This is a genomic window from Amycolatopsis sp. NPDC000009 (assembly GCF_055563465.1).
Window position 1 is genome coordinate 272,390 of record NZ_JBVHDI010000009.1, and the last position, 26,862, is coordinate 299,251.

A 26,862-nucleotide genomic window follows, 5' to 3' on the forward strand; every position below is an offset into this window, starting at 1 on the left:
CGTAGGGTCGCCGCCGTGGACGTGCTGAGCGACGTGCTGTCGGTGGTACGCGCCGGCCGTCCGAGGTCGGCGCTCGTGACGTGGCAAGGATCCTGGGCGCAGGAATTCTCACCGGTGCCCGGTGCCGTCGGCTTTCGTGTGCTGGTGCGAGGCAGTTGCGTTCTCGTCCCGGCCGGTGCCGAGCCGGTGCGGCTCGTCGCGGGTGACGTCGTGCTCCTGCCGCACGGACGAGGGCATGTGCTGGCGGACAGTCCGGCCACGCCGCCGACCGCGCGGCCTTGCGGTCCAGCCGCCGAGGACCGGCCACTCGCGCTCGCCGACACGCGGGAACCTTCGACCGTCACCCTGTGCGGCGCCTACGAACTCGCCCCCGAGGGCCGGCATCCCTTGCTGCAGGACCTGCCCGAGGTCGTCCACCTCGATACCCGTGCCGACGGTCTCTCGGAGCTGAGAACCGTAGTGGACATGCTCGGTGATGAAGCGGCTCGGCCGCGGCTCGGCACGGACGCCGCCATTCCCGCACTTCTGGACATGCTGCTGCTGTACGCCTTGCGCGCCTGGTTCGACGGCGCCCGGACCGGGCCTGACACCGGTTGGGCGAAGGCGTTGCGGGATCCGGGCGTCGCCGCAGCGCTGCACGCGATCCACCGGAAACCGGCGCACCCCTGGACGGTCGCTTCGCTCGCCGCGGTCGCGGGCCTGTCCAGGGCCCCGTTCGCCAGAAGGTTCACCGAACTGGTCGGCAGGCCACCGATGCGCTACCTGACCTGGTGGCGGATGACCACGGCGGCCCGGCTGCTGCGCGAGTCCGAAACGCCGCTCAGCGCCATCGCCGAGGCCGTCGGCTACCAGTCGGAATTCGCTCTCGCCGTGGCGTTCAAACGCCAGTACGAGACCCCGCCCGGCAGGTACCGTCGGTCGGCCGCTTCCTCGAAGGCCTTGATCAGGTAGGCGGCGAAGTCGTCCCTAGACGGCCTCGAGGACGAAAAACAGGAAGCTCAAGAAGGCGGTCTTGCCCGCGAGCTCCTCGGGGAAGCGCTCGTGCGCGCCCGGCGCCGGCGGGGGCTCGCTGACGACCGCGGTCCGGAAGCCGGCCGCGGTGAACGCGTCGGTCATCGCGTGCAGCGGCCGATGCCAGTAGGTCAGCACGGCTTTCCGACCGTCGAAGGTGTACTCGTCGGACCACTTGGCGGTCTGGAAGTAGTCGGCGCCGGGATGCACCAGTTTGAAGATGAGCGGGTGGTTGACGGCCATGATCAGCCTGCCACCGGGTTTCAGGACGCGCCGGATCTCGGCCAGCGGCGCGGTCCAGTCTTCGAGGTAGTGCAGGACGAGGGCCGCGACGACGTCATCGAACGCGCCGTCGGGAAAGGGCAGCGGGGCGCCGATGTCGGCGACCTGGAGGGCCGCGTCGTCCCCGAGTCGTTTCCGGGCAAGCTCCAGCATCTTGGCGCTGGAATCGAAACCGGTCATGATCGCGCCCCGCTCACGCAGTGCCTCGAAGAGGGGGCCGGCGCCGCAGCCGGCGTCGAGGATCCGCCTGCCGGCCACGTCTCCCGCGAGGTTCAGGATCGCGGGCCGTGTGTAGTAGGCGTTGAGCAGGCTGTTCTCGGTCTCGGCCGCGTAGGCCTCGGCGAAGGCGTCGTAGTCGTTCTCGGGGATCTTCAACGGGCTGCTCCGGGAGTCTTGCGCTGGTTGGCGTTGAAACGAGCCTTCTTCTGACGATTTCCGCACGTGTTCATGTCGCACCATCTGCGGGTGCGGCTTTGGCTGGCGTCGAAGAAGGCAGCCCGGCAGGTCGGTGACGCGCACAAGGCGAATCTTCCGTCTCGTTCACCCGCGATGATGCTGATCGCGTCGGCGGCGATCACGCTGAGGGCGTCTTCCACGCCGGAAACCCGCCATCGCCGCTCTCCTGTGGGCGTCAGGACGGCCACGGACCGTCCCCGGGCGCTGTGCTCGTTGATGACCCGGACGGCAGGCGCCGGGAGGGCTTCCTGGAGCGCGGTCGCTGTCGCGGCGGCGTGAATCGCTTCCCTCAGCTCCCGGGCCAGGTCCAGTTCAGCGGCGGAGCAGGACTCCACGTCGAGGCCGCTCACGGCCAGCCAGTCGATGAGCCGTCGCGGCGTGGGTATGCGCTCCACAGCGTCGCCATGACGCTCCGTCAGCGTCGCCGTGAAGCTGGTCGCCAGCACGCTACCGAGGCGGAAGTCGGGGAACCCAGCAGGCATGGAACCACCTTAGCCGGTTGCACGCGGACCGCCGGAACTGTTAGAACCGTCTTAGCCGGTTCCGCGATGGCAGGAGGTCTCATGACCGACGAAGTACAAGCATTCGAAACCCGCGCGACGGACGCCGAACTCGACGAGTTGCGTGCGCGATTGGCCGCGGCGCGGCTACCGGAAGCCCAGCCGGTCCCCCGCTGGGAACAGGGCGTTCCGCTCGCCGACCTCGTCGACGTCGTGGACTACTGGCGCACCGGGTACGACTGGCGGTCGTTCGAAGAGCGCCTCGACCGGATCGGTCAGTTCCGCACGACCATCGACAATCTGGGGATCCACTTCCTGCACCGCCGGTCCGCGCGCGCGGATGCCACTCCCCTGCTCATGACGCACGGCTGGCCGGGAAGTGTCGCCGAGTTCGCCGACGTGATCGAAGAGCTCGCCGATCCGAAGGACGCGGACGCGCCGGCGTTCCACGTCGTGGCCCCGTCGCTGCCAGGGTTCGGGTACAGCGACAAGCCCACCACCACCGGGTGGGGCACCGAAAAGATCGCGGCCGCGTGGGTGGAGCTGATGGGAAGGCTCGGCTACGAACGGTTCTTGGCCCACGGCGGCGACTGGGGAGGCAATATCACCACGGTGCTCGGCGGCAGGTTCCCGGCGCACGTACTCGGCATCCACACGACGTTCGCGCAGGGGCCGCCAGGGTTGCCCCTGGACGGGCTGACGACGGTCGAGCGCGAGTGGGCCGAACAGACCCGTGATTTCTGGGGTCGTCGCGCGGCGTACGCCAAACAGCAGGCGACCCGGCCGCAGACCATCGGATACTCCCTCGTGGATTCACCGGTCGGACTGCTCGCCTGGATCCTCGACAAGTTCGCCGAGTGGTCGGACACCGAAGACAGCCCGTTCGAGACGATCTCCCGAGACCGCGTTCTCGACGACGTGACGCTGTACTGGCTGACCCGGACCGGCGCGTCGGCGGCCCGCATCTACTACGAAAGCCACGACTCGCTGGACCCCGGACTCCAGGTCGACGTCCCGTCGGCGATCACCATGTACCCACGCGACATCGAGAAGTGCCCGCGCCCTTGGGCACAGGAACGGTACCGGCGGATCGTCCGGTGGAACTCTCCCGAATCCGGGGGCCATTTCCCGTCGCTGGAGGTTCCCGGATATTTCGTCAAGGACCTGTGGGAAGGCCTCGCGGCGGTACTGGCCGCACAGAATCGGTGAGGTTCTCGATCATCGGGGAACGAAGCGCTCTCCGTCGAAGACCATCTCGAGCGGCGGGCGTCGCGTAGCGGGCTGCCAGCCGGCGCGAAAGGCGTCATGAATGGCGCGGCGGACCTGTGTCCGCGTCGGCAGGAAGTCGTGGTGGTACGGGTCGAGAACGAGTATCTGCCCGTCGGTGCCGTCTTCCTTGACGCGGATCTCGCGCGTCGTCGTTTCCCAGTCGGCGTCGAGGTGCCAGAGGAAGGACTGGCCGTTTCGCAGCGAAACCCGACGGGTGTCCTTCTCCGGCCAGGTCATCCCAGCGTGTTGTCGAGAAGGGCGAGCAGTCGTTCCCAGTGGCGCCGCGATCCGGCCTCGTCGAAGGCGTCGGTGTCGGACATGGTGAAGCCGTGGACGGTGCCGGGGTAGATCTCGCAGCTGTAGCCCACCCCGGCCGCGTCGAAAGCGTGGCTGATCTCGGTGATCGCCTCGGGGGTCATGTCGTTCTCGGCGAGTCCGAGATGGACTTTCGCGGTGAGGCGCGGGATCTGCCGGTGCGGGCTGTCGGGTTCGCCGGTGACCAGGGCTCCGGGGTGGAAACCGGCGACGGCGGCGACCCGGTCGGGGTGGGCGGTCGCGGTGCGCATCGCGAGGACGGCGCCCATGCAGTAGCCGATCGTGGCGACCCGCCCGCCGCTCACCTCGGGCCGGGAGGTGAGGAAGTCGAGGTACGCGGCGCCGTCGCTCAGGGCGCGTTCGGTGGTGTGCTCTTCGATGAGCGGCATGATCTGTTCGAAGAGCGCGGGACGGTTTTCGGTGGTGATGTGCTCGGGCAGGTCGAACACGGGTGCCGGGCGGTGCCGGTAAAAGACGTTCGGGACGAGTACGTAGTAGCCGTGTCCGGCCAGCTCACGGGCCATGTCCCACAAGGCGGGGCGTGGCCCGAACGCGTCCGGGTACATGAGGACACCCGGACGCGTGCCGCCGCCGTCGGGGAAAGCGGCGAAGGCGTCGGACGCGCCGTGCGGGGTGGGAATGCTCAGCGTGGTGGCGGGAATGGCGGTGCTCCTCGTCTCGTCGGTGTGACCCCGAACGTAGACGATCAAGCTCAGCTCAGCCGCAGCCGATCGGCCAGTCCGGCCGCGGTGAACGCGGCGACCAGGTCGTCGCGGCCTTCGGTGAAGTGGTCCCAGCTGTCGATGTGCACGGGAACGACCGTGCGGGCGCCGAGGATCCGCGTCGCTTCCGCGGCCAGCGCGCTGTCGAGGACGAGCAGGGCGCCGTCGAAAAGCGGCTTCAGGCGCGGAGCCCCGGCGAAGAGCACGGCGGTGTCGACCGGGCCGAATCGGTCGGCGACCTGCCGGACGGCGTCGAGCGAGGCGTTGTCTCCGCTGACGTAGACCGTCGGCAGGCCCTGGCCGGTGAGGACGAAACCGACGACGTCGCCGGTGATCTTCTCCGAGCCTTCCGGCCCGTGGAGCGCGGGCGCGCCGGTCACGGTCACGATTCCCCCACCTGGCCGGTCGAGCTCGACCGTTTCCCAGGTCTCCAGCCCTTTCGCGGTGCCGCCGAGCCTGACCGCGCCGCTGGGCGTGGTGAGCGTCAGGGGCACGTCCGCCAGCAGCTTCCGGCCGGAGTGGTCGAGGTTGTCGGGATGCTCGTCGTGGGAGAGCAGGACGGCGTCGATACGGCCGAGGTCGGCGGGGTTCACCGAGGGCGGCGCGGTCTTGGTGAGGCCAGGTCTGCCGTCGGGCCGCCCGTAGTGGCCGGGCTCGTCGAAGGTCGGGTCGGTCAGGAACCGCAGGCCGCCGTAGTCGATCACCGCGGTCGGACCGCCGGAGACCTGGACCGAGAGCTGTTCGCCGATCTGGTGCATCGTTTTCTCCTCACGGATACTGATTTTGTCTTCCGTGAGAACCCTAGCCAGTTCTCACGGACAAGTGCAACCACTTCCGTGAGGAACTATCATGGGAACGTGGACGACACCGCTGCCCTTCCCCCTGCCCCGGGTGCCGAGCAGTACGTCGCTCTGGCGTTGGCCAACACCACGATCGCGCTGCCCGGTGGCCAGTACGCCGACCTTCTCGGCACTCCGGCCGCCGCGACGGAGTGGCTCGCCGAGCGGGGGCTGGCCCCGGTGGATGCCGGTCTGCAGGAGATGTGCGCGGGCCTGGTCCGGTCGTTGCGTGAGCAGGTGCGGGTGCTGCTCGCATCGAGGTCTTGCTCGGATCCGGCTCCGCAGAGCGCCCTCAACGCCGTCAACGAAGCACTGAGCAAGGCGCCCACCGCCGAACTTCTGCGCTGGGACCCGGCCCGTGGGCTGTACCGCACCGCGTCGCATCCGATCACCCAGATCGTCGAGCACGCGTTGGCGACGCTCGCCGCCAACGCCGCGGATCTGCTGACCGGGCCGGACGCGGAGCGGATCGCCGCCTGCGGGTCGCCGCCGTGCACCCGGTTCTTCCTGCGCAACGGGCGGCGCCAGTGGTGTTCCGTGCGTTGCGGCGACCGGGCTCGCGCCGCCCGCGCCTATGCCAGGCGTTCGCAGCCCGCCGGTCAGCGGTAGGACGCGAACTGGTCCAGCAAGGGCTTCGGGGAGTCTTCGGTGAAGCAGAGGGCGAGGCTTTCGGCGGATTCGGCGGCCGCGGCCGCACTGCGCGGGAACAGGGCCGCCTCGTACGTGCTGAGCGCGGCTTCGACGTCGCTGGGATTCGCGGCGAGCGCGAGGCCGAGTTCGGCGCCGTCGAGCATCGCGAGATTGGCGCCCTCTCCCGCGAACGGTGACATCAGGTGGGCGGCGTCCCCGAGCAGGGTGGCACCGGGGACCCGGTCCCAGCGGTGACCGATCGGCAGCGCGTGGATCGGCCGCGGGGTCAGTTCGCCGTCGGCGTCGGTGATCAGCGCCCGCAGTCCCGCGTCCCACCCTTCGAAGTGGTCCAGGAGCGCCGTTTTGGCGGCGGCGGTGTCACCGAAGTCGAGGGTGGCGATCCAGTTTTCGGCGGTCTTCAGCGCGACGTAGACGTGGAGGCTGCCGGCGGCGTCGTAATGCGCCAGAAACCCTTTGCCCGCGCCGAGCGCGAAGAACATGCCGCCGCCGACGAGCGCCGCGCTCGCCGGATGGCGGCGCTCGGCGTCGTTCAGGTGCACTTCGACGAAGGAGACGCCCTCGTAGGCCGGTTCGGCGGCCGACACCAGGGGCCGGACCTTGGACCACGCACCGTCGGCGCCGATCAGCAGATCCGTGGTGAACGCCGTCCCGTCGGCCAGGACGACTTCGTGCCTGCCGCTGCCGAGCGGGTGGGCACCGGTGACTTTGGCGCCCCAGCGCACCGTGCCTTCGGGCAGGGAGCCGAGCAGCAGGTCACGCAGATCGCCCCTGGCCACCTCCGGGCGTCCGCCGTCACCGTCGTCGGACTCCTCGTGATGCACCACCGCGTGCCGGTCGAGGATGCGCAGGGCCTCGCCGCCGGGATGCACGATCGCCCGGAATTCGTCGTGGAGACCGGCGGCCCGCAGCGCCGCCTGCCCGGATTCCACGTGGATGTCGAGCATTCCGCCCTGCGTGCGCGCGTTCGGCGAGGTGTCGAGGTCGAAGACGGCGGCCTCGACGCCGTTCACGTGCAGGACCCTGGCCAAGGTGAGTCCGCCGAGTCCGGCGCCGATGATCGCGATGGGGTGGTGTGTGGTCATGCGGGGTTCCTTTCGGCGGGGAGGCCGGTGTGGGTGATTCCGGTGATCAGCACCCGCAGCCCCCACGACATCCGCTGCGCGGGTGCTCCGGTGAGCAGGTCGTCCGCGTGGGCGGCGATCTGGGGGTGGGTCGTCTCGTCGGCGTCCCGGACGGCGCGGGCCAGCGCGTCCCATTCCTCCGGTGACTTCTCGTCGGCATGCTCGGCCGCGGTCGCCGTCGCGTGCTGCAGGAGGATGTCGATCCCCCACGCGCGCCGCTCGGGCGCCACGTCACCCTCGGCCAGGAGGGTGAGCAGGTTTTCGCACAGCGCGAGGTAGTTCTCGCCGCTCGGGCGGGCCACCAGCGCGGACAGGGCCAGGCCGGGGTACTCGAGCAGCATCGCGGTGTAGGCCGTGAGCAGCCGTTCGAGCCGGTCACGCCAGTCGCCGCCGGACTGCGGCGGGGTGATCGTGCCGAGGAGTTCGTCCAGGATCGCCGCGTGCAATTCGGCGGTGTTGCGGACGTAGACGTAGAGCGAGGCCGCGCCGGTGTCGAGTTCCTGCGCCAGACGGCGCATGGTGACCTTCCGGAGGCCTTCCTCGCGCAGGATCGCGACCGCGGCGGCGACGATGCCGTCACGGGTCAACGCGGGTTTGGCCGGTCGTTCCCGGCGGCTCTTCTCGGGTGCCATACGACCATCATACCGAACATGTTCGTTACGAACATGTTCGGTATGATGCAAACGACAATGGCAGGGAGATCGACTCTCCCTGCCACTTCCAACGTATAGCGCACCTGGGGGCTTGCGGCAAGACCCCGGTCATGCCGCAGAATCCCCCGCCGTACCGGCTCGAGCTCGACAAGCAGGGGGAACTCTTGATCGACGTGATCATCGCCGGCGGCGGACCGACCGGCATGATGCTGGGCGCCGAACTGCGGTTGCACGGCGTCCGTGTGGTCGTTGTGGAGAAGGATCCGGAGCAGACCAAGGTCGTCCGCTCCATGGGCTTGCACGCGCGCAGCATCGAGGTGATGGACCAGCGTGGCCTGCTGGAGCGCTTCCTCGAGAACGGAACGAAGTATCCGGTCGGTGGCTCGTTCGCGGGCATCGTCAAATCACCGCCGTCGCTGGACAGCGCGCACGCCTACATCCTCGGCATCCCGCAGACCGTCACCGACCGGCTGCTGGCCGACCACGCCGCCGAGGTGGGCGTCGAGATCCGGCGTGGCCACGAACTGACCGGCCTGAGCCAGGACGAGGACGGGGTGGACGTCGAACTGGCCGACGGCACGAGCCTGCGTTCGCGGTATCTCGTCGGCTGCGACGGCGGCCGCAGCACGGTGCGCAAGCTACTCGGGATCGGCTTCCCCGGTGAGCCCGCCACCGCCGAGACCCTGCTGGGCGAGATGGAACTGACCGAGGACTGGGAAACGGTGCTCGCCGTGATGACCGAGGTCCGCAAGACCCAGCTGCGCTTCGGCCTCTCGCCCATCGGCGACGGGGTGTACCGGGTCGGCGTGCCCGCCGAGGGCCTGGCCGAGGATCCGCGGGTCCCGCCGACCTTCGACGAGGTCAAACGACAGCTCATAGCCGTCGCGGGCAGCGATTTCGGCGTGCACTCACCGCGCTGGCTCTCCCGCTTCGGCGACGCCACTCGCCTGGCCGAGCGTTACCGGTCCGGACGCGCGTTCCTGGCGGGCGACGCGGCGCACATCCATCCGCCGGTCGGCGGGCAGGGGCTCAACCTCGGCGTGCAGGACGCCTTCAACCTCGGCTGGAAACTGGCGGCCGCGGTCAACGGCTGGGCACCGGAGGACCTGCTGGACACCTACCACACCGAACGGCATCCGGTGGCCGCCGCGGTGCTGGACAACACGCGGGCGCAGATGCAGCTGATGTCGCTCGATCCGGGCTCCCAGGCGGTCCGCCGGCTGCTGGCGGAACTGATGGAATTCGAGAACGTGAGCCGGTTCCTGGCCGAGAAGATCACCGCGACCGCGATCCGGTACGACTTCGGCGAAGGCCACGAACTTCTCGGCCGCCGGATGCCGGATCTGGAACTTGGGCAGGGGCATCTCTACGGGCTGACCCGCGGCGGCCGGGGTCTGCTGCTCGACCGAACCGGCGCGCTGTCGGTCCGGGGCTGGTCGGACCGGGTCGATCACGTCGTCGACGGCAGCGAGGAACTGGATGTGCCGGCCGTGCTGCTGCGGCCGGACGGTCACGTGGCGTGGGTGGGCGACGACCAGGACGAGCTCGTCGGTGCCGTGCGCCGGTGGTTCGGAGAGGGCGAAGTCCTCTAGCGCGCCGGGAGTCGTGGCTATTGGCTGAGGGGAGGTCTTCGGCTGGAAGGCCGACACGATGCCGGGATGGACTACACGATTGATCGTGCTCGACGTCGACGGCACGCTCGGGGTCATCGAGAAGCAGGGCGGCGCGACCCTGGTCGGCCGGACCGCGGTCGGCGAGGGTCGCGCCGCCCTGCTTCAAGGATCCGGAAGGCAACGTCATGGGGCTCTGGGAGACCGCGTGATCACGGGCCCTGCGGTCCCCGGTACGGCAGCGTCTGGTTGTAGACGATGTTGGTGTTCGTGCTCCCGAAGAGTGCGAGCTCGTTGACGATCTCCTCCAGCCGTCCCATCGACGGGGCCGCGATCTTCAGCGAATAGCAGTCGTCGCCGGTCGTGCGGAGGCATTCGAGGATCTCGGTCCGCTCGGCCAGGAGCTTGTGCAACGGCGCGTGCTTGCTGCCCGGGTATTTCAGCCGCACCACCGCGAGCACCACGTACCCGGCCTTCTCCAGATCGACCTCGGCGCGATAGCCGGTGATCACCCCGGCCGACTCCAGCCGCTTGACCCGTTCCGTGGTCGCCGACGCGCTCAAGCTGACCCGCTTCCCCAGCTCGGTGAGCGGCAGGCGCCCGTCCTTCTGGAGCTCGACCAGGATCGCCCAGTCCGTCGCGTCGAGAGTCTCGGCCATCCGGGGAGAATACCGGCAGATCCACGGCGGAAGCGGCCATACGCCGGGAAAGATCTCTTCCCGGGGTTCGGGCCCGTCGATAGCCTTGACCTGTGCGAATAGGTGTCAACGTCCCGAATTTCGGCCCGGGGACCGACCCCGGGATCCTCCGCGGCTGGGCCACCACGGTCGAAGGCCTCGGCTACGACCTGCTCATGGTGTCCGACCACGTCGTCATCACCCCCGACGTCGCCGAGCAGTACCCGGCGCCGTTCTACGAGCCGTTCACGACGCTGTCATGGCTCGCCGGCGTGACGAACCGGATCCGGCTGGGTACCACCGTGCTGATCGTCCCGTACCGGCATCCGCTGCTCATCGCGCGCATGGCCGCGAACCTGAACCAGCTCAGCGGCGGACGGCTCGTGCTCGGCGTCGCCTCCGGCTGGGCCCGTCAGGAGTTCGAAGCGCTCGACGTCCCGTTCGAGCAACGGGGAAGGCTGACCGACGGCCACCTCGACGCCGTCCGGAAGGCGTGGGCCGACGACGCCGACTACCGCGCCGGCGACATCCCGATCTGGGTCGGCGGCAACAGCGACGCCGGGATCCGCCGCGCCGTCCGGGTCGGGGACGCCTGGCATCCGTTGCGGGCGACCCTCCCCTGGCTCACCGAAGCGCTCACCAGGGTCAAGACCATCGCCGACGCCCACGATCGGGCTGTCCCCGCGTTCGCCCCGCGGATCCTGCTCAACCTCACCGAACACCCGGTCACCGGCCCCGATCGTCCCGCCGGGGAAGGCACGATCGAGCAGATCGTCGGCGACCTCGAGCGCCTCCGGCACCTCGGCGCCGAGACGGTGGTGCTCGACCCGTTCTCCGGCGACCCCGACGAGACCCTCCGCCCGGAAGCCGCCTGGCAGGCACTGGCGACCGTGGCCGCACACTGGGAGCTGGGCCACTACCGAACCGAACAGGACCGACGATGACCGAAGAAGACGAGAAGTTCCTCCGCCGCGCCATCGAACTGGCCGCGAAGTCCCGTAAGGACGGTGACCCGCCCTTCGGCTCGCTGCTCGTCGGCTCCGACGGCACGGTGCTGGCCGAAGACCACAACACCACGGTGTCGCAATCGGACATCAGCCTGCACCCGGAGCTGAAACTCGCCGTGTGGGCCGCCCGCGAACTCGAACCCGCCGTCGCCGCGGCGACCACCATGTACACCAGCTGCCAGCCGTGCGGGATGTGCCAGGGCGCCATCGAACGCTCCGGCCTCGGCCGGGTCGTGTTCGCCCTCTCCGGCGAACAGGTCACCGCACTCAAACCGCCCGCCACCGCACCGCCGGTTCGGCTGGAGGGACCGGCGCTGTACGACGAGGCCCGGGTCCCGGTGGAGGGCTACTACACCTCGTGAGTGGTAAGGACGGTTCTGGCGGCCTGGGGGTCTGGCGCCGGTGTCGCGAAAGCCACTTTCGGGACATCAGAGGTCTCGAAAGTGGCTTACGCGACCTGCTCACCAGGACGGTGCCGGGCCCGGCCGCGGCCGACGTTGCGAAAGCCACTTTCGCAACCTTCAACGTTGCGAAAGTGGCTTTCGCAACCCTTCGGCCAAGCCCAGCAGCACCCCCGGTACCGAGTGGGTCTCGTCTCGTGAGTGTTTAGGACGGTTCTAACCGCCCTTACCACTCACGAGGGGTGCGGTCCCGTCGCTAGGATGATCACGATGTCCGCCGAACTCGTGCCCACCGCGCCGGAACCGCCGGCCCGCCTTCCGGAGACCAGGCCCGAGAACCGGCGGCGGATCCTCGCCGAAGCCGTCGCGCTGCTGCCCGCGCTTCCTCCGGCCGACCCGCTCGACCGGTACGCGATCCGGCACATCACCACGCTCTGGCTCGAAACCGACAAGACCGACCACACCCGCCGCGCCTACTACGCCGACCTGTCGGCGTGGCTCGGCTGGTGCGCACGTACTGGGCTCGACCCGCTCATGGCACGCCGCGCCGACGTCGACGCCTGGAAGAACACCCTCACCGTCACCGGGAAGGACGGCCTGCCCCGGCCCGCCGCCGACTCCACCGTCGCGCGCACCCTCGCCGGCATCTCCAGCTGGTACCGGTATCTGCAGTCCAACGACATCGCCGACCGCAACCCGGTCTCCGCGGTCAACCGGCCCAAGACCGGCAAGACCCCTCCGCTGCCCGCGCTCGGCGGCGAGTCGACGGCGAAACTGCTGAACCACATGGAGAAGCGGGCCCGCGCGAACGACACCGAACCATCCTGGCGCGACGCCGCCGTCGTCGCGATCCTGTTCTACACCGGCCTGCGCGTCTCCGGCCTCACCACCGCCACCGTGCCGGACCTCGACACCGACTCCGGGCACACGATCCTGCGCTACACCGCCAAAGGCGGCCACCGCGACTTCGTCCCGCTCGTCCCCGCCGCCCAGCACCCGCTGCGCCGTTACCTCGAACTGCGCGCCGCCCGCACCGGCGTCCGTCCCGACGAGCTGACCGGCCCGCTGCTCGCGACCATGCCCCATCGCTACGACAGCACCAAATCCGGCGGGAAACCCTTGGCACAACGGGATGTCTGGTTCCTCCTGCGGGCACAGGCCCGCGCCGCCGGACTCGCCGAAGCGAACACGATCTCCCCGCACACCGCGCGGCGCACCACCGGCACCCTGCTGCTGGCCAACGACGTCCCGGTGCAGAAGGTCCAGGACCTGCTGGGACACGCCGACATCCGCACCACCCGCGACCGCTACGACGCGCATCGCCACAAGCTGGAGACCTCTCCCGTGCACGCCCTCGCGCAACTGCTCGCCGACGCGCGCCACCGTCAGAGCTGAGACTTCGTCGCGCCGATCACCACACCGTCGACACGCGCGAGCCAGCTCCCACACAGACACCGGACGTACTCCAGCCTCCCCTGGGAGACCCGCTGGGACGTCGTCGCGCTTCCAGGCAGTTCGGCCAGCGGCCACCCACACCGCGGGCATGTGTTCGCTTCCATACCCCGATCGTGCTGTAATGAGTCAATGCACTTCAACCCTTACGGCGGAGCGGCGGCGCAGATCGCCGCCGACCTGGTCAACCTCGGCGACACCGCCGACCCGGCCACGCTCACCGCGATCTTCCGCGACCGCATGACCGTCGCCGCCGTCAAGGACCACGAATCGACCGAGATCATCGCCTGGACCAAAAGACTCCGGGACGTCTTCGAAGCCGACCCGGCCACCCGCGTCGACCTGGTCAACGCGCTGCTCCACGACTCCGCGTCCAAGCCCTATATCTCCACCCACGACGGCAAGGCACCCCACCTGCACTACGTCGACGCACACGCCGGCACCACGTCCCGCGTCCGGGCCTACACCGCGGGCGGACTCGCACACCTCGTCTGCGACACCCCCGACCGCTTCGGCGTCTGCTCACGCGAAGGCTGCGAAACGGTCTACGTCGACGTCTCCCGCAACGGCCGCCGCCGATTCTGCTCCACCCGCTGCGCGACCAGGGTCCACGTCGCCGACCACCGCAACCGGCAAGCGAGCTAGGTCCGGCGCACCAAGCAAGAGGAGCCCTCGCAGTACCTGGATCACCAGGGTCTCCCAGCCGCCCGAAACGCCTGTCAACCTCGTTGAATCGCCCTTGCCGATGACAGGAGACCCATGGCGGACAACCGATTCACCGCTCACACCGAACTGTTCGACCTGAGTGGCAAGTACGCCCTTGTCACCGGTGGCACCAAGGGCATCGGAATGATGATCGCGCGCGGCCTTCTCCAGGCGGGCGCCCGCGTCGTCATCAGCTCACGCAAGGCGGACACGTGCGCGGAAGCGCAGCACCTACTGTCCGAATTCGGCGACGTCCGAGCAATTCCCGCCGACCTGTCCAGGCACGACGAGTGCCGTCGCCTCGCCGATCTCGTCAAGGCGGACTCGGAACACCTGGACATCCTCGTCAACAACGCGGGAGCGATGTGGCGCGAGCCGCTGGAAACGTTCCCGGACGAGGCATGGGACTCGGTGCTCGACCTCAACCTCAAGTCGCCGTTCTGGCTGGTGCAGGCACTGCTCCCCGCCCTGCGCGCCGCGGGCACCGCCGATGATCCCGCGCGGGTCATCAACATCGGCAGTATCGCCGCCATCCACGTCGCCGAATCGCCCAACTACTCGTACGCCGGCAGCAAGGCCGCACTCCATCAACTCACCAGGGTGCTCGCCCGAGAACTGGGCCCACACCACGTCACGGTGAACGCGGTGGCCCCAGGCCCGTTCCCCTCGCAGATGATGGCGGCCACACTCGACGCCCTCGGCGACACGATCGCGGCGAAGGCCCCTCTGCGCCGGCTCGGCCGCGACGACGACATGGCGGGTGTAGCCGTGTTCCTCGCCAGCCGGGCCGGGTCCTACCTCACGGGCACCGTCATCCCGGTGGACGGCGGCATAGCGACGACCGCAACGGGGACCTGAGCGTCGGCCTACGGTGGAGGGATGGCCACGATGGATCCACGCGCCGACATCCGGGAGTTCCTCAGCTCACGTCGCGCCCGCATCACACCCGAGCAGGCAGGCCTGACGGCCTACGGCGGCAACCGGCGGGTCAAAGGCCTGCGCCGCGAAGAAGTAGCGCTACTGGCCGGGGTCTCGGTCGACTACTACGTGCGCATGGAACGCGGCGGTCTCGCCGGCGCTTCCGACGGCGTCCTCGAGGCGTTGGCCTCCGCCTTGCAACTCGACGAGGCGGAGCGCCGGCATCTGTTTCACCTCGCACGCCAATCCGGCGCACCCCGCGGCCCACGCCGACGCAGAACCACCGCGACGGTGCGCTCGACGCTGCAACAGGTGCTCGACGCCATCTCCGACGCGCCGGCCTTGATCGGTAACGGCCGTTACGACGTACTCGCCATGAACCCACTCGCTCGCGCGCTGTATTCACCGATGCCGGCCGACCCGCGACGGCCCGCCAACACAGCTCGATTCATCTATCTGAACCCCGAGGAGGCCCGGGAATTCTTCGTCGACTACGACCACGTCGCCAGTGCCGTCGCCACGAAACTACGGATGGAAGCCGGCCGCAATCCCCACGACGAGGAGCTGATCGCCCTGGTCGGCGAACTGTCGACACGCAGTGAGCCGTTTCGGCGGCAGTGGGCCTCTCAGGACGTGCGGCTGCACCGGTCCGGCCGCAAGCGGATGAACCACCCGATCGTGGGCCGGCTCGACCTGGACGTCGAGCCCATGGAACTGGCCACCGAACCCGGCCTGCACCTGACCGTCTACACCGCGCCCGCGGGCACACCGACCGCCGACAATCTGGCACTCCTGGCGTCGTGGGCGGCGTCGAGCCACTAGATCGCGTACCGCCACGCCGTCAGAGCGTGCGCCGAGAACCACGCGCCCAGCACCACCCACGCCAGCGCGGCCGCCACCGCCGTGACCGTCCGACGCTTCGACAACCCGATCGCGATCGGCACCAGCACCGGGAAAGCGGGCAGGATGAACCGGATCTTCGCGTCCGGCAACCCCCGCGTGCCGATCGCCAGCAACAGCACCCCGGCCCCGTACAGCGTCAACGGCCACGGCACCCGCGTGAACGCCGCCACCACCGCCAGCGCCACCGCACCCAGCAGCAACAACACCGTCAGCGTGCTGAACACCGACTCGTCCCCGGTCAACCGTGCCACCATCGAATCCACGGCCTCCGCGCCGAAGTCGAACTCGGTGTTCCAGCCCCGCAACTCGATGTCCTGCCAACCGGTCCAGCTGCCCGTCCGGTACGCGACGAACCCCAGATACCCGGCTACCCCCAGCGGAGCCACCACCGCACCCGCCAACGCCCACCAGCGCTTCTCGGTACGCCGGAAGACCGCGATCAACGCCGCCACCACGACCACCGCGACCAGCACCACCGCCGTCGACCTCGACAACCCGGCCGCGAAAGCACACAGCCCAGCCAGCATCCAGCGCCGCTCCAGCACACCCACCAGCGACCACACCGCGAACGCGCAGAACACCGCTTCCGTGTAAGCCATCGAGAACACGATCGCCATCGGCGCCCCGGCCCACAACGCCACCAGCAACAACCCGGTCCGGTCACCCCGCTCCGGCGAAACCGCCCGCCCGATCCGGATCAACCCGCACGCCAGCACCAGCCCGGCCAGCACCGAAACCGTCAACGCCGCCGTCACCACATCCGGCCCGAGCCACATCACCGCACCGACGAGCTTCGGATACAACGGGAAGAACGCCATCGGCGCGTCCGAATACGGCTGCCTCGCCGCGTCCAGCGTCCCCGGCAGATCCGCGTACCCATGCACCGCCAGCCGCAGATACCACTGCCCGTCCCAGGCCGTCAGCCGATCCGTCAGCGTGGCACCACGCCGGGCGGCCAGCAGATCGAGCAGCTGGACACTCGCCGTCCGGATCACCAGATACAGCAGGATCGCCCGCGGATAAGGCGACGAGGCGAGTCTGTCGAGCACTCCCTCGAACACACGCGCCGGACGCCCCGGACGGGGCGCCTTCTCGGGAGCGGCGGGCTGATCAAGGTCGTCGACTTCTCGGAGCACGCTCAGAGTGTCCACAATGTCGAGTCAGCTCGCCGTTCGGTCCCGGAGATTCACCGGCTCCGCGCAGGTGGGGAAGCCCACAAACCAGCCTTGTGACCCCACCTCGATCTTGTGTTTCCCAGCCACCGCCCCCGGCTCCTACGTTCGAAGCCATGAGCGAACAGAACCTCAAGGACACCGTCGCGATCATCGCCGGCGGCGCCAAGAACCTCGGCGGACTCCTCTCCACCACCCTCGGCGAAGCCGGCGCCAAGATCGTCGTCCACTACCACGGGGACGCCTCCGCGGCCGACGCCGACAAGACCGTCGAAGCCGTCCGCGGCGCCGGCTCCGATGCCATCGCCGTCCAAGGCGACCTCACCGAGGTCGCCGACGTCCGACGCCTCTTCGACACCGCCATCGACACCTTCGGCCGCGCCGACATCGCGATCAACACCACCGGCATGGTCCTGCGCAAGCCCATCCTCGAAACCACCGAAGAGGACTACGACCGCATGTTCGCGGTCAACGCCAAAGCCGCCTACTTCTTCATCCAGGAAGCCGGACGCCGCCTCACCGACAACGGCAAGATCATCAGCCTCGGCACGTCCCTGCTGGCGGCCTTCACCGACGGCTACTCCACCTACGCCGGCGGCAAAGCCCCACTGGAACACTTCACCAGGGCCGCCGCCAAGGAATTCGCCGACCGCGGCATCTCGGTCAACGTCGTCGCGCCGGGCCCGATGGACACCCCGTTCTTCTACCCACAGGAAACACCCGAACGGGTCGAATTCCACAAATCCCAGGCCATGGGCGGACGACTCACGAAGATCGAGGACATCGTTCCGATCATCCGTTTCCTGGCCACCGACGGCGCCTGGTTCACCGGCCAGACGATGTTCCCCAACGGCGGCTACACCACCCGCTGACCCCTACGCTGGCCAAGACGCCGTAGACCGGACACGAAGGGGAACCCCTGGGTGGGCCTTGACCTGTACAAGCTGAACCACCTCATCGCCGTCGCCGAAGAAGGAAGCTTCACCCGCGCGGCGACCCGGTTGCACCTGAGCCAGCAGGCGCTCTCGACCTCGGTGCGCACGCTCGAGCGGGAAGTCGGCGTCCCCCTGCTCGAGCGGAGCGCCACCGGGGTCACCGTGCTCCCCGCCGGACAGGCACTGATCGCCGACGCCCACCTCCTGCACGGCATCGCCGACTCCGCCGTCCGGCGAGCCAGGCGCATCGGCCGCAGCGAACCGGAACGACTCCGCGTCGGCCACACCCCCGCCGTCACCGGCGACGAGGTCACCGCCCTCCTGCGCGGCCACCAGACCGACCCTGACCTGATCATCGACGTCAACCAGCGCTACCCCGACGAACTCCTCGCACAGCTGCTCGGGGGGCAACTGGACCTCGGCCTCGGCCGCGCGCTGACCCTCGCGCACGGCCTGGTCGGGACCACCTTGATCCGGCAACGGCTCAACGTCGCGGTCGGCGCCGGACACCGGCTCGCCGAGCGCGAGCACCTCGCACTGACCGACCTCGACGGCGAGGAGATCGTCGTCTGGGGACACCCCGGCCGGTCCGGCTACACCGATCTGCTCGTCAACCTCTGCCGCGACGCGGGATTCGAACCCCGTGTCCGCCGCAACCCCATCCAGGGAACGCCACCGGTCACCGCCGTCCTCGACACCGAAGGCGTCGCGTTCGTGACCGCGCCACCCGGACCGGCGGCGGGCGGCGCCGTCCGCGTCCGGGAACTCCGGCCCGCCGTGCACGTCCCCCTGCAGGCCCTGTGGCCGCAGCACAGCACTTCCGACGCACGCCAAGCGTTTCTGGCTTCCGCGCAGGGATTTTAGGACCGCACCGTCCTACGAGTCGAACCAGCGAAACCAGATGGGCGGCTTGGCCGTACCCGCGTCCCAGCTCCGGAAGGCGGCTTGCCGGTGTTCAGATGTCGTCCACGACTCCTCGTGGGCGAGCCAGTCCAGGTACCACTCCGCGAACGTCGCGGGCCGCCGGTCGTCGTTGAGCAACGCGTTCAGGCGTTCCGACGACGCACGTCCGTCGAACCACATGGTTCCTCGCATGGGTCCGCTGACGACGAGAAGCGTGTAGAAGCCGCAGCCGTCGTCATGAAGAAAGACGACCCCGGTGACCCGAGCGGCTTCGGTCGCATACACCGTCTCCTGCCAAGCGTCGTGAGCGTTCCGGTAAGCCGCATCGGACGGATGGTCCGTCCGCTCCGGCTTGCTCTCCCACGCGTGCTCGCTTGCCGCCAGCGCGCTGTCATGGTCCGGAAAGGGAACATGCAGCTTGTCGTGGTCGCGGTACCGGGCACCCTCCCAATCCCAGCGCGAACCGTCGGATCGCAGCTTCCGCACCCGGCCCCCCGCGCTGACCCGCAGAAGGTACTGGCGGTAGTCCTCGGGGAACTCGATCCCGAACTGTTCTTCGGCTTGGCGCACCTGGGTCTCGCTCAGGACTTCCGGGAGAGCCTCGCCGGACCGCGCGAACAACGCGACGGTCCGGTCCCGGACCTCATCCCAGTTCACTGCTTCTCCGATCGTGGTGATCCAGCAGCTTCGACAGCAGCTCGGTGAACCGCTCCCTTTCGGCGGACGAAAGCGGAGCCAGAAGCTCGTCCTGCCGTTCGGCCAGCTGCTTCTCCAGCCGTCGCAGTTGCCGCTTGCCCGCCGTGGTCAGCGAGACGACGTTGCGCCGCCGATCGGCGGGATCCGGAGCGCGCTCGACCAGTTCGCGCTCGGCGAGCTCGTTGATCGCCGCGACCATCTCGCTCACGTGGATGCCACTCCGGCGGGCCAGCATCGCCTGGCTGGCCGGCCCGAACTCGTCCAGCGTCGCCAGCACGCGGTAGTGGTAGCCGCGGGCGTCGATGGCGGAGAAACCGTCGGTCACCAGGCGATGCGCGTGGTGTGCGGTCTGTGTGAGCAACCAGCTGGGCAACTTCCGCCAGCCGCCGCGAGGCTCCTCCGAGGGGTTCTCCATGTGATGAGTCTAACGAATCGTTGGGCCCCCGAACGATTGCGGTATCGTTGGGTCACCAAACGTTTAGCTACCCAATGACCGAGGAGACCGCGTCGTGATCAAGCCCTTCCACATCGACGTCCCCCAGGCCGACCTCGACGACCTCGCCGACCGGCTCGCGCGCACCCGCTGGCCCAACGAAGTCGCCGACGCGGGCTGGGACTACGGATTCCCCCTCGCACGACTCAGAGAACTCGCCGAATACTGGCGAACCGGCTACGACTGGCGCGCCCACGAAGCCGAACTCAACAAGCTGCCGCATTTCACCACCGAGATCGAGGACCAGAACGTCCACTTCGTACACGTCCGGTCGGCGAACCCGGACGCGCTCGCGCTGGTCCTCACCCACGGCTGGCCGGGTTCGTTCCTGGAGTTCCTCGACGTGACCGAGCCACTGTCCCACGATTTCCACCTGGTGATCCCCTCGATTCCGGGCTACGGCTTCTCGGGACCCACCCACGAACGCGGCTGGAGCGTCGAGCGGATCGCCCGGGCCTGGGCCGAACTGATGCGCCGTCTCGGATACGAGCGCTACGGCGCCCAAGGCGGCGACTTCGGTTCAGGCATCTCGATCGCACTCGGCGTGGTGGCACCGGAACACGTCGTCGGCGTGCACGTGAACTACCTGCCGACCCGGCCGGATCCCGACGCCGGCATCGAACTGTCCGAAGAGGACCAAGCCCGCTTGGAGAAGGTCAAGCAGCTCATGGCGAATCGTCCGCCGTATCAGGCCCTCCAGTCCGCCACGCCGCAGACCATCGGCTACGCGTTGACCGACTCCCCGGTCGGCCAGCTCGCGTGGATCGCCGAGCGCTTCGCGCAATGGACGGATCCGCGCTCGCCGGTCAGCGACGACCGGATGCTCACCGACATCTCGTTGTACTGGCTGACCGCCACCGCGGCTTCGTCCGCACGGCTGCACCACGACAGCACGAGAGGGAACGCGCCGTGCCCCGTACCCCTTGGCGTGGCCGTGTTCCCGCACGACATCACGCGGTCGGTACGGCCTCTGGCCGAGCGGCTGTACGACATCAGGCACTGGTCGGAGTTCGAACGTGGCGGCCACTTCGCCGCGATGGAGGTCCCGGACCTCCTCGCAGCGGACATCCGGGAGTTCTTCCTCGGCCTCGTCGAGTAGGAGCGGATCAGCGATGACCGCTCTCGACTCGTTGCTGGCTTTTCTGTGGAGAGGCGGAGCATCTTTTCAGCCGCCAGACGGTATAGGACGTTATACATTTGAACAGACACAGGAGTCCGGCGGCGAGAGCGGTGAGCAGGTACGCGTTCCCGATCCCGGCCTCCACGACGTTCCAGTCGCGTTCGACTCCCCCGCCTCCCGGCACCACGGCGACCGTCCATCCGGTGAACAGGACACCGACCACCACCACTACCCCACGGTGTCCCCGCGCGGCGAGAAGTCCGAGTGCCGGCACCACCCAGACCCAATGGTGTGTCCAGGAGATCGGGCTCAGCAGCACCGAGCATCCGGCTGTGACCAGCACCGCGGCCCGGTCGTCCCCCACGAGGTGAAGCCGGCGCACGAGCCACATCGCCGACGCCGCGCACAGCAGGCCGAACGCCAGGATCGTCACCGTCGCCGTCCGTCCTTCCGGGAGCGTCCGCGCGACGAAACCCTGCCACGACTGGTTTCCCACCCAGCCCTTCATTTCGGTGAAGTGGTCGTTGAAGATCGCCGAGGTCCAGTAACGAACGGAGTCCGCCGGGAGGACGACCATCGCGAACGCCGTCGCGCAGAGAAAAGCGGCGAGTCCACGGACGGCGTCCGCGGTCCTCCTGACCACGAGGAGGTGGACGAGGAAGATCAGCGGGATCAGTTTGACGGCGGCGACGATCCCGATCGTGAGCCCGCGCCAGCGCGAGTCACGCAGCAGGAAGAGGTCCGCGACCACGGCCGCCATGAGCACGAGATTGACCTGCCCGAGGCCGATGGTCTGCCACACCGGCTGCAGCGCGAACGCGCCGATCAGCAGAACCGGCAAGTGGGCCTGCTCGGCGAACGGCCGGAGCGCGATGTACAGCGACGGCGCGGCGGCGAGCGCGAGCATGCCCCAGGACAGCTGTGCGGGCAACGCCGTCAGCGAGGTGAACAGGAGCGCGGCGAACGGCGGATAGGTGAACGGCAGTTCCGGCGCCCATCCGGGGAGCGCGAGCAGCGGTGAGTACAGCCGCTCCCCGCGCACCACGGCGAACCCGCCGGCGCGATAGACCGCCGAGTCGACGCCGAGCGGCATACCCCGGAGCCACCATACGAACGCGACCAGGGCGAACACCGTCATCGCGCCGGTCACGACGATCGCCGCCGGGTTCACGCGCGGCACTCTCGACCAATCCATGGGGAAACGATCTCCGGAACCCGGCCGGCCGACATCGCCCTGGGGAACCGTCTTCGCTCCCCTACCCCGGTATCCGCTCCCGCACGACCCCTACCCCGGTATCAGGGCGTGTTGCCCGGCACGACAAGGCCCGCCTCGTACGCGACCATGACCGCTTGGGCGCGGTCGCGGACCCCGAGTTTGGCGAAGACCCTGCTGACGTGGGATTTCGCGGTCTGCTCCGCGATGACCAGCGCCGCGGCGATCTCCGTGTTGGAGAGGCCACGAGCGATCAGGCGGAGCACTTCGGTCTCACGCGCGGTCAGCTCGGCGACGAGGGAGTGCCCCGCCTGCGCCGAGGCGTGCGTGCGGGTGAACTCGCCGATCAGGCGCCTGGTGATCGTCGGCGCGAACAACGCGTTGCCCGCGGACACCACCCTGACGGCGGTGACCAGGTCGTCCAGTGGGGAGTCCTTCAGGAGGAAACCGCTCGCGCCCGCACGCAGTCCGCCGAACACGTACTCGTCGATGTCGAAGGTGGTGAGGATCAGCACGCGGACGTCCTGCCGCCCCGCCACGATCCGCCGGGTCGCCTCGAGACCGTCGAGTTCGGGCATGCGGACGTCCATCAGGACGACGTCCGGTTCGAGTTCGGCGCACAGCGCCACGGCGGTGTTCCCGTCCGCGGCCTCCCCCACCACCCGCATGTCGGGCTGTGCGTCCAGCACCGCGCGAAAACTCTGCCTGACCATGGTCTGGTCGTCGGCGATGACCACCGAGATCATGGTTACGGATGCTCCCCACGGTCCAGCGGAACGGTCAGTGCGACGTGGAAACCACCGTCCGGTCGCTCCCCTGCCTGAAGATCGGCCGCGAGCATAGCGGCCCGCTCCCGCATCCCCATCAGACCGTGCCCGTCTCCCCGCCGTTCGGTCCTTTTCGGACCGTCGCCCGGCCCGTTCTCGATCAGCAGCCGCACCGAGTCCTGGCCGGACTCGAGTTCGACGGAGATGGACGCGCCGGGAGCGTGCTGGATCGCGTTGCTGAGTGCCTCCTGCACGATCCGGAACACCGACAACGCCACGCCGACCGGGACGGAATCGAAGTCGCCTCGCAGGTCGAGCTCGCAGACGGTGCCGGCGGCCTTGACCCCTTCGACGAGTTCGACGACCTTGCCCAGCCCAGGCTGCGGGGCGACCGCCATGGCGTGCTCTTCGGACCGGAGCACCCCGAGAAGGCGGCGCAGCTCGGTCAAGCCCTCACGGGCGGTGCCGGCGAGGTCGGCGAACTCCCGCCAGATCTCGGCTTCGCGATCGGCCTCGGTCCGATCGGCGAACCGGAACCGCGCCGAGTCCGCCCGCAAGGCGAGAACGGACATGTGGTGCGCGACCACGTCATGCAGTTCCCGGGCGATGCCCGCGCGCTCCTCCAGGAGTGCCGCCCGCGTCTCCTCGGCGAGCCTGCGCTCTTGTTGCGCCGCGCGCTCTTCTTCCGCGAGCTTCCGTTGTCGCACCGTGTTGCCGAGGAAGAACGCGATTCCGCCCAGCAGTACGAGCAGCGCGGCGTCACGCCAGTCGCCGAGGAACGGGACGGCGGCGCCGAACGAGATCAGCCCCGCCCAGGTGAGTTCCGCCTGATCGTTGCTCTCCCCCACCAGGTAGAAGACGAGCGCCGCCGTGAGCGCGAAACCGGGGGCCCACGGCCAGCCCCAGGAGCCGGCGATACCGGGCAATGTCGGCGGGGTGCTCACCACGCCGACGATCAGCAACCGCCATCCCCAGAGCGGCGAGCGCACCGCGAGCAGGCAGGGCAGCACGGTGATGAGCACGTTGAACGTCTTGGCGGGCCCCGGCACCGAAGCGGTCGAAAACGTGACGAAAGCGGCCCAGAGGCCCCATCCGACGATCGAAAGGCCGCGCAGCCAGCGCAACCCCGCCGAACGCTTCGGCGGGGCATCGGTTCCGGCGAACACCGTGTAGCGCAGGGCTTGCGACCACACCCGTAGCCGTTGTGCGTCGATCATCGAGCGTCACCCTACCCTCGGATCGGCTCACCCTGCGTAGCGGAACTTTCGCATGGCACTGAGTGCCAGCCAGTCCCCCTTACTGTTCGTTCAAGGCGGCGTTGACCTTGGCGATGACGGCGTGCAGCGGCGTCGACGTGGTCATCACCGCGACCATCGTCGTTTCGGCCGCGGCGTCGGGGACCTTGAACGCGTCGATCACCAGCGCGAAGGCCTCCGCCGCGCTGGCGGCGATGTCGTCCTGCCCGCCACTGCGCAGCCAGCGCCGGAGCACGTGGTTGTTGGCGGCCGCGATCGCCGCGGCGGCCACGGCCGCCCGCAGGCTCGCCGTCTCGTCACCCTGTTCGGCGAATCGCGCCCGCAGGTAGCGGGCGAGTACGCGCTGATAGCGGTCGACCGTCGCGACTTCCTTGTCCCGCAACGAAGGCACCGTCCGCGTCAGCGTGAACCGCTTGAGGGACACGTCGAGTTCCGCGGCGTAGGAGTCGAGGACCAGGCCGACGGCGGCACAGGCCACCTCGACGGGATCACGATCCGGATCCGCGGCGGCGAACGTCTCCTCCATCTCCGCCACGATCTCGTCGTGGTTGGCGAAGAGCACGTCGTCCTTGGCGTCGAAGTACCGGAAGAACGTCCGGCGGCCCACTCCCGCCGCGGCCGCGATCTCGTCCACCGTGGTGGCCTCGTAGCCCTTGGCCACGAACAGGTCCACCGCCGCCGCGGCGAGCGCACGACGCAGCCGGCGCCTCCCGTCGGGGGTCGCGCCGGCTCTGGTCACCGGCGCTCGGCGCGGCGAATCGGTCATGGCGGGACGGTAGCAGCCACTTGCTAGTGGCACTGAGTGCCGTTAGGCTGTGCGGTGTCCCCGGGCACCCGTGTCCCTCTCTCCGTTCGGAAGGCGCCGACGATGTCGCTGGACCACCAAGTACTCCCGGTCGAGTCACGTTCGATCCGCCCCCGGGGCGACGCCTTCTACGGCCGTCTCTTCGGCTGGTCGCTCAAATGGCGCGGTCCGCAGCCGTTCCTGGTGCTGGAAGGCGGGATCTGCGCGGTGACCCTGCCCAAGATCAACGGTGCCCAGGTCCTCGGCAGGCTCGCCGAGACCGGATGCGAAGGCCCCGCCATGGCGGTGCTGACGCAGCAGGGTCCGCGGGTGGCCATTCTCGCGGAGACCGACGGGCTGATTCCCGCTCGGGAGTCCCTGCCGCAGCACGTCGAAGTACTCGCCTGGGGCACACTGCTCCCCCTTCCCGTCGACTCCGGACGAGCCGAGGCCCACGCGGAATGGCTCTCGGCACCGGATCCCCGGCAGCGGTGGCTTCCCAGCCTGGACGCCGTCCTCGCGGGCGTCCGGCCGAGGTAGGGCACGCGGTTCACGCCGCCACCGACGCCTGCGCGGAAACGAGCAGCGCTCCACCGTCCGATTCGGACAGTGTGATCTCGAGAGTCGCCCCTTCCGCCAGTGGCGGCAGGTCGCTCAGGGTGACGCGGCCGATCAGCCGTTGTCCACGGCGGGCGTTCGCCGCACCGGAACGCCGGACTTCGATGCCCGAGCGGTGCCAGACGCGAACGCTGCCGGCCGCCCGGCTTCGCCACCTGCTTCCACACCAGGCCGCGAGCGCGGCTCCCGCCGTGTTGCACAACACGTCGTCCAGCGAACCCACCCGTCCGGCCCCCTGCCAGACCTGAAGGCATTCGATCGACACGGACATCGCGAACGCCGTCAGGGCGATCCGCGACACCGGCTTCGCCCAGTCGAAACGCACCGGCGCCAGTACCGCGAGCGGCGCCAGCAGCAAGACGTTGCCCGCCAACTGGAACAGGGCGACGTCCGGGCGGTCGTCGAACACGGGCAGGACGTCACCCAGCAGGTGGAGACTCACCGGCGTACCGTGGCCCGGCATCGGCGCCGGTACGAAGACCACCGCGATCACCGCGAAAAGCGATGCCAGCAAAGCGAAATCCAGCGCGATCGCGGATCGGCGACGCTGCTTTCCCCGACGGCGCGCGACGAATTCGGCGACGACGGCACCGGCCGCGGCGGCGAGCAGCGACCACGGTGCGGCGTCGAAGAATGCCTGCCACCACCATCCCATGCACTCCCCTTTCGCCGATGATCGTCTTCGGCGAGGGTGGCAGCATCGTGAAGACCAGACAAGAACCCTGGCTATTGTCGGTGAATAACTACCATCCGCGTTGATACTTCACGGAGTTCGTTTGTCACGGCCGTGCGGTCAGCGCCGGGCCGATCCAGCGACGGACGAGGGCCCGCAATCGGGCGTCGGTATGCGCGGGCGTCGAGGGGTACTGCAGGAACGACAGGAACAACCGCATCAGCATTTCGGCGAGGCCCTCGAAGTCTTCGTCGGTCGTGATGCCCACGGCGGCCCAGTCGACCGGCACGTTCCGGAGGATCCGCGCGCCGAGCTCGAACGACTGCGACGAAGTGACCGCCACGGTGAAGACGTCGGCCTCGCCCGCTTTCAGGAGCAGCCCCAGGTACGGCTCGTCGGGGACCGCACGGACGCCGAACACCACCGATTCCACGGCGACCTCGGCGGGGTCGGCGAACGTGGCCAGATGCCGTTCCATCCGCCCGGCGAACTCCTCCACCCGGTCCAGCGCGACCGCGCCGAGGATGTCGGCGAGGCTCGGGAAGTAGCGGTAGACGGTCTGCCGGGTGACGCCCGCTTCCGCGGCGACGTCGGAGAGGCTGGTCTTGGCGAGACCGACCCGGTCGATGCAGGCGGTCGCCGCCTCGACGATCCGGCGGCGTGCCTCGCGCTCGGTCCCGGGCGGATTGCCCCGCCATCCGTGGTGCCCCATGCGCCTTATCTTCCCCGACCGGGGAATC

The 26,862-nt window shown here is 69.1% G+C and carries 31 protein-coding genes; 14 read left to right on the plus strand and 17 right to left on the minus strand.

The features are described 5' to 3' along the window. The first annotated feature begins 15 nt into the window (after positions 1-15). Entirely contained in the window at positions 16-951 is a 936-nt protein-coding gene (locus tag ACZ3HL_RS24650; RefSeq protein WP_465533992.1) for an AraC family transcriptional regulator, read from the plus strand. Between the two features lie 15 nt (positions 952-966). Here the strand turns inward: ACZ3HL_RS24650 and ACZ3HL_RS24655 are convergent, their stop codons facing one another. Continuing rightward, on the minus strand, positions 967-1,668 hold the full coding sequence (locus ACZ3HL_RS24655; RefSeq protein ID WP_465533994.1) for a class I SAM-dependent methyltransferase: 702 nt from the start codon (positions 1,666-1,668) through the stop codon (positions 967-969). Next, a complete protein-coding gene (locus tag ACZ3HL_RS24660) occupies positions 1,665-2,231 on the minus strand; it encodes a CGNR zinc finger domain-containing protein (protein ID WP_465533996.1) in 567 nt (188 codons plus the stop codon). The genes ACZ3HL_RS24655 and ACZ3HL_RS24660 overlap by 4 nt, the downstream gene beginning before the upstream one ends. A gap of 81 nt (positions 2,232-2,312) precedes the next feature. On the opposite strand from ACZ3HL_RS24660, the gene ACZ3HL_RS24665 reads away from it, so the two are divergent. Then, on the plus strand, positions 2,313-3,458 hold the full coding sequence (locus ACZ3HL_RS24665; protein WP_465533998.1) for an epoxide hydrolase family protein: 1,146 nt from the start codon (positions 2,313-2,315) through the stop codon (positions 3,456-3,458). A gap of 9 nt (positions 3,459-3,467) precedes the next feature. On the opposite strand, the gene ACZ3HL_RS24670 is transcribed toward ACZ3HL_RS24665, so the two are convergent. Genes ACZ3HL_RS24670 through ACZ3HL_RS24680 form a run of 3 tightly spaced genes read right to left on the minus strand, consistent with a single transcriptional unit; the run spans position 3,468 to position 5,313 of the window. Continuing rightward, on the minus strand, positions 3,468-3,755 hold the full coding sequence (locus tag ACZ3HL_RS24670; RefSeq protein ID WP_465534000.1) for a hypothetical protein: 288 nt from the start codon (positions 3,753-3,755) through the stop codon (positions 3,468-3,470). Beyond that, on the minus strand, positions 3,752-4,543 hold the full coding sequence (locus ACZ3HL_RS24675; RefSeq protein ID WP_465534002.1) for a dienelactone hydrolase family protein: 792 nt from the start codon (positions 4,541-4,543) through the stop codon (positions 3,752-3,754). Before ACZ3HL_RS24675 ends, ACZ3HL_RS24670 begins: the two co-directional genes overlap by 4 nt. Positions 4,544-4,545: 2 nt before the next feature. After that, positions 4,546-5,313: an MBL fold metallo-hydrolase gene (locus tag ACZ3HL_RS24680; RefSeq protein ID WP_465419187.1), complete on the minus strand. Its 768-nt coding sequence runs from the start codon at positions 5,311-5,313 to the stop codon at positions 4,546-4,548. Between the two features lie 99 nt (positions 5,314-5,412). On the opposite strand from ACZ3HL_RS24680, the gene ACZ3HL_RS24685 reads away from it, so the two are divergent. Further along, complete coding sequence (locus ACZ3HL_RS24685; RefSeq protein WP_465419189.1) at positions 5,413-6,003, plus strand: CGNR zinc finger domain-containing protein; 591 nt, start codon at positions 5,413-5,415, stop codon at positions 6,001-6,003. Here the strand turns inward: ACZ3HL_RS24685 and ACZ3HL_RS24690 are convergent. Next, the gene (locus ACZ3HL_RS24690; RefSeq protein WP_465534004.1) at positions 5,994-7,127 is read right to left on the minus strand and encodes an FAD-dependent oxidoreductase; all 1,134 of its coding nucleotides are present in this window, start codon (positions 7,125-7,127) and stop codon (positions 5,994-5,996) included. The genes ACZ3HL_RS24685 and ACZ3HL_RS24690 overlap by 10 nt on opposite strands. Next, positions 7,124-7,798, minus strand: a complete 675-nt coding sequence (locus ACZ3HL_RS24695; RefSeq protein WP_465534006.1) for a TetR/AcrR family transcriptional regulator — start codon at positions 7,796-7,798, stop codon at positions 7,124-7,126. The genes ACZ3HL_RS24690 and ACZ3HL_RS24695 overlap by 4 nt, the downstream gene beginning before the upstream one ends. Before the next feature lie 185 nt (positions 7,799-7,983). On the opposite strand from ACZ3HL_RS24695, the gene rox reads away from it, so the two are divergent. Continuing rightward, entirely contained in the window at positions 7,984-9,411 is a 1,428-nt protein-coding gene (rox, locus tag ACZ3HL_RS24700) for a rifampin monooxygenase (protein ID WP_465534052.1), read from the plus strand. A gap of 230 nt (positions 9,412-9,641) precedes the next feature. On the opposite strand, the gene ACZ3HL_RS24705 is transcribed toward rox, so the two are convergent. Next, entirely contained in the window at positions 9,642-10,088 is a 447-nt protein-coding gene (locus ACZ3HL_RS24705; protein WP_007034427.1) for an Lrp/AsnC family transcriptional regulator, read from the minus strand. Positions 10,089-10,180: 92 nt separating this feature from the next. On the opposite strand from ACZ3HL_RS24705, the gene ACZ3HL_RS24710 reads away from it, so the two are divergent. From ACZ3HL_RS24710 to ACZ3HL_RS24735, 6 genes are all read left to right on the plus strand, one after another. Next, positions 10,181-11,050 carry a TIGR03619 family F420-dependent LLM class oxidoreductase gene (locus ACZ3HL_RS24710; protein ID WP_465419195.1) on the plus strand — a complete coding sequence of 290 codons (870 nt, stop codon included), beginning with the start codon at positions 10,181-10,183 and terminating at the stop codon, positions 11,048-11,050. Further along, positions 11,047-11,475, plus strand: a complete 429-nt coding sequence (locus tag ACZ3HL_RS24715) for a nucleoside deaminase (protein WP_465419196.1) — start codon at positions 11,047-11,049, stop codon at positions 11,473-11,475. The genes ACZ3HL_RS24710 and ACZ3HL_RS24715 overlap by 4 nt, the downstream gene beginning before the upstream one ends. Before the next feature lie 309 nt (positions 11,476-11,784). Further along, the gene (locus tag ACZ3HL_RS24720; protein WP_465534008.1) at positions 11,785-12,909 is read left to right on the plus strand and encodes a tyrosine-type recombinase/integrase; all 1,125 of its coding nucleotides are present in this window, start codon (positions 11,785-11,787) and stop codon (positions 12,907-12,909) included. 189 nt (positions 12,910-13,098) lie between these two features. Then, entirely contained in the window at positions 13,099-13,611 is a 513-nt protein-coding gene (locus ACZ3HL_RS24725; RefSeq protein ID WP_465534010.1) for a CGNR zinc finger domain-containing protein, read from the plus strand. 114 nt (positions 13,612-13,725) lie between these two features. Next, positions 13,726-14,529 carry an SDR family oxidoreductase gene (locus ACZ3HL_RS24730; protein WP_465534012.1) on the plus strand — a complete coding sequence of 268 codons (804 nt, stop codon included), beginning with the start codon at positions 13,726-13,728 and terminating at the stop codon, positions 14,527-14,529. A gap of 21 nt (positions 14,530-14,550) precedes the next feature. After that, entirely contained in the window at positions 14,551-15,411 is an 861-nt protein-coding gene (locus ACZ3HL_RS24735; RefSeq protein WP_465419203.1) for a helix-turn-helix transcriptional regulator, read from the plus strand. Here the strand turns inward: ACZ3HL_RS24735 and ACZ3HL_RS24740 are convergent. Next, positions 15,408-16,628, minus strand: a complete 1,221-nt coding sequence (locus ACZ3HL_RS24740) for a hypothetical protein (protein WP_465419205.1) — start codon at positions 16,626-16,628, stop codon at positions 15,408-15,410. The genes ACZ3HL_RS24735 and ACZ3HL_RS24740 overlap by 4 nt on opposite strands. Before the next feature lie 152 nt (positions 16,629-16,780). Here ACZ3HL_RS24740 and ACZ3HL_RS24745 point away from each other — a divergent pair, with 152 nt between their 5' ends. Both ACZ3HL_RS24745 and ACZ3HL_RS24750 read left to right on the plus strand, forming a co-directional pair. Further along, positions 16,781-17,536 (plus strand): SDR family oxidoreductase, encoded by a 756-nt coding sequence (locus ACZ3HL_RS24745; RefSeq protein ID WP_465419207.1) that lies wholly within the window; start codon positions 16,781-16,783, stop codon positions 17,534-17,536. A gap of 51 nt (positions 17,537-17,587) precedes the next feature. After that, the gene (locus ACZ3HL_RS24750; RefSeq protein ID WP_465534014.1) at positions 17,588-18,463 is read left to right on the plus strand and encodes a LysR substrate-binding domain-containing protein; all 876 of its coding nucleotides are present in this window, start codon (positions 17,588-17,590) and stop codon (positions 18,461-18,463) included. Positions 18,464-18,475: 12 nt separating this feature from the next. Here ACZ3HL_RS24750 and ACZ3HL_RS24755 read toward each other — a convergent pair whose 3' ends face one another. Together ACZ3HL_RS24755 and ACZ3HL_RS24760 are read right to left on the minus strand one after the other, a co-directional pair. Next, positions 18,476-19,159 (minus strand): SMI1/KNR4 family protein, encoded by a 684-nt coding sequence (locus tag ACZ3HL_RS24755; RefSeq protein WP_465534016.1) that lies wholly within the window; start codon positions 19,157-19,159, stop codon positions 18,476-18,478. Further along, the gene (locus ACZ3HL_RS24760; protein WP_465419214.1) at positions 19,146-19,613 is read right to left on the minus strand and encodes a MarR family winged helix-turn-helix transcriptional regulator; all 468 of its coding nucleotides are present in this window, start codon (positions 19,611-19,613) and stop codon (positions 19,146-19,148) included. The genes ACZ3HL_RS24755 and ACZ3HL_RS24760 overlap by 14 nt, the downstream gene beginning before the upstream one ends. Before the next feature lie 94 nt (positions 19,614-19,707). On the opposite strand from ACZ3HL_RS24760, the gene ACZ3HL_RS24765 reads away from it, so the two are divergent. Then, the gene (locus ACZ3HL_RS24765; protein ID WP_465534018.1) at positions 19,708-20,790 is read left to right on the plus strand and encodes an epoxide hydrolase family protein; all 1,083 of its coding nucleotides are present in this window, start codon (positions 19,708-19,710) and stop codon (positions 20,788-20,790) included. A gap of 7 nt (positions 20,791-20,797) precedes the next feature. On the opposite strand, the gene ACZ3HL_RS24770 is transcribed toward ACZ3HL_RS24765, so the two are convergent. The 4 genes from ACZ3HL_RS24770 to ACZ3HL_RS24785 all read right to left on the minus strand — a co-directional run bounded on the left by ACZ3HL_RS24770 (position 20,798) and on the right by ACZ3HL_RS24785 (position 24,813). Beyond that, positions 20,798-22,006, minus strand: coding sequence for a glycosyltransferase 87 family protein (locus ACZ3HL_RS24770; RefSeq protein ID WP_465534020.1), 1,209 nt, complete (start codon positions 22,004-22,006; stop codon positions 20,798-20,800). A 101-nt stretch (positions 22,007-22,107) separates the two neighbouring features. Then, positions 22,108-22,770, minus strand: coding sequence for a response regulator (locus ACZ3HL_RS24775; RefSeq protein ID WP_465419221.1), 663 nt, complete (start codon positions 22,768-22,770; stop codon positions 22,108-22,110). A gap of 2 nt (positions 22,771-22,772) precedes the next feature. Next, positions 22,773-24,008, minus strand: coding sequence for a sensor histidine kinase (locus ACZ3HL_RS24780; RefSeq protein ID WP_465419224.1), 1,236 nt, complete (start codon positions 24,006-24,008; stop codon positions 22,773-22,775). A gap of 79 nt (positions 24,009-24,087) precedes the next feature. Next, entirely contained in the window at positions 24,088-24,813 is a 726-nt protein-coding gene (locus ACZ3HL_RS24785; RefSeq protein ID WP_465419226.1) for a TetR family transcriptional regulator, read from the minus strand. A gap of 102 nt (positions 24,814-24,915) precedes the next feature. Between ACZ3HL_RS24785 and ACZ3HL_RS24790 the strand changes: the two genes are divergently transcribed. Next, positions 24,916-25,371 (plus strand): glycogen operon protein GlgX, encoded by a 456-nt coding sequence (locus ACZ3HL_RS24790; RefSeq protein WP_465534022.1) that lies wholly within the window; start codon positions 24,916-24,918, stop codon positions 25,369-25,371. A gap of 10 nt (positions 25,372-25,381) precedes the next feature. Here ACZ3HL_RS24790 and ACZ3HL_RS24795 read toward each other — a convergent pair whose 3' ends face one another. Both ACZ3HL_RS24795 and ACZ3HL_RS24800 read right to left on the minus strand, forming a co-directional pair. Further along, positions 25,382-26,104, minus strand: a complete 723-nt coding sequence (locus ACZ3HL_RS24795) for a VanZ family protein (RefSeq protein WP_465534024.1) — start codon at positions 26,102-26,104, stop codon at positions 25,382-25,384. Positions 26,105-26,228: 124 nt separating this feature from the next. Then, a complete protein-coding gene (locus ACZ3HL_RS24800) occupies positions 26,229-26,834 on the minus strand; it encodes a TetR/AcrR family transcriptional regulator (RefSeq protein WP_465419233.1) in 606 nt (201 codons plus the stop codon). Positions 26,835-26,862: the final 28 nt, after the last annotated feature.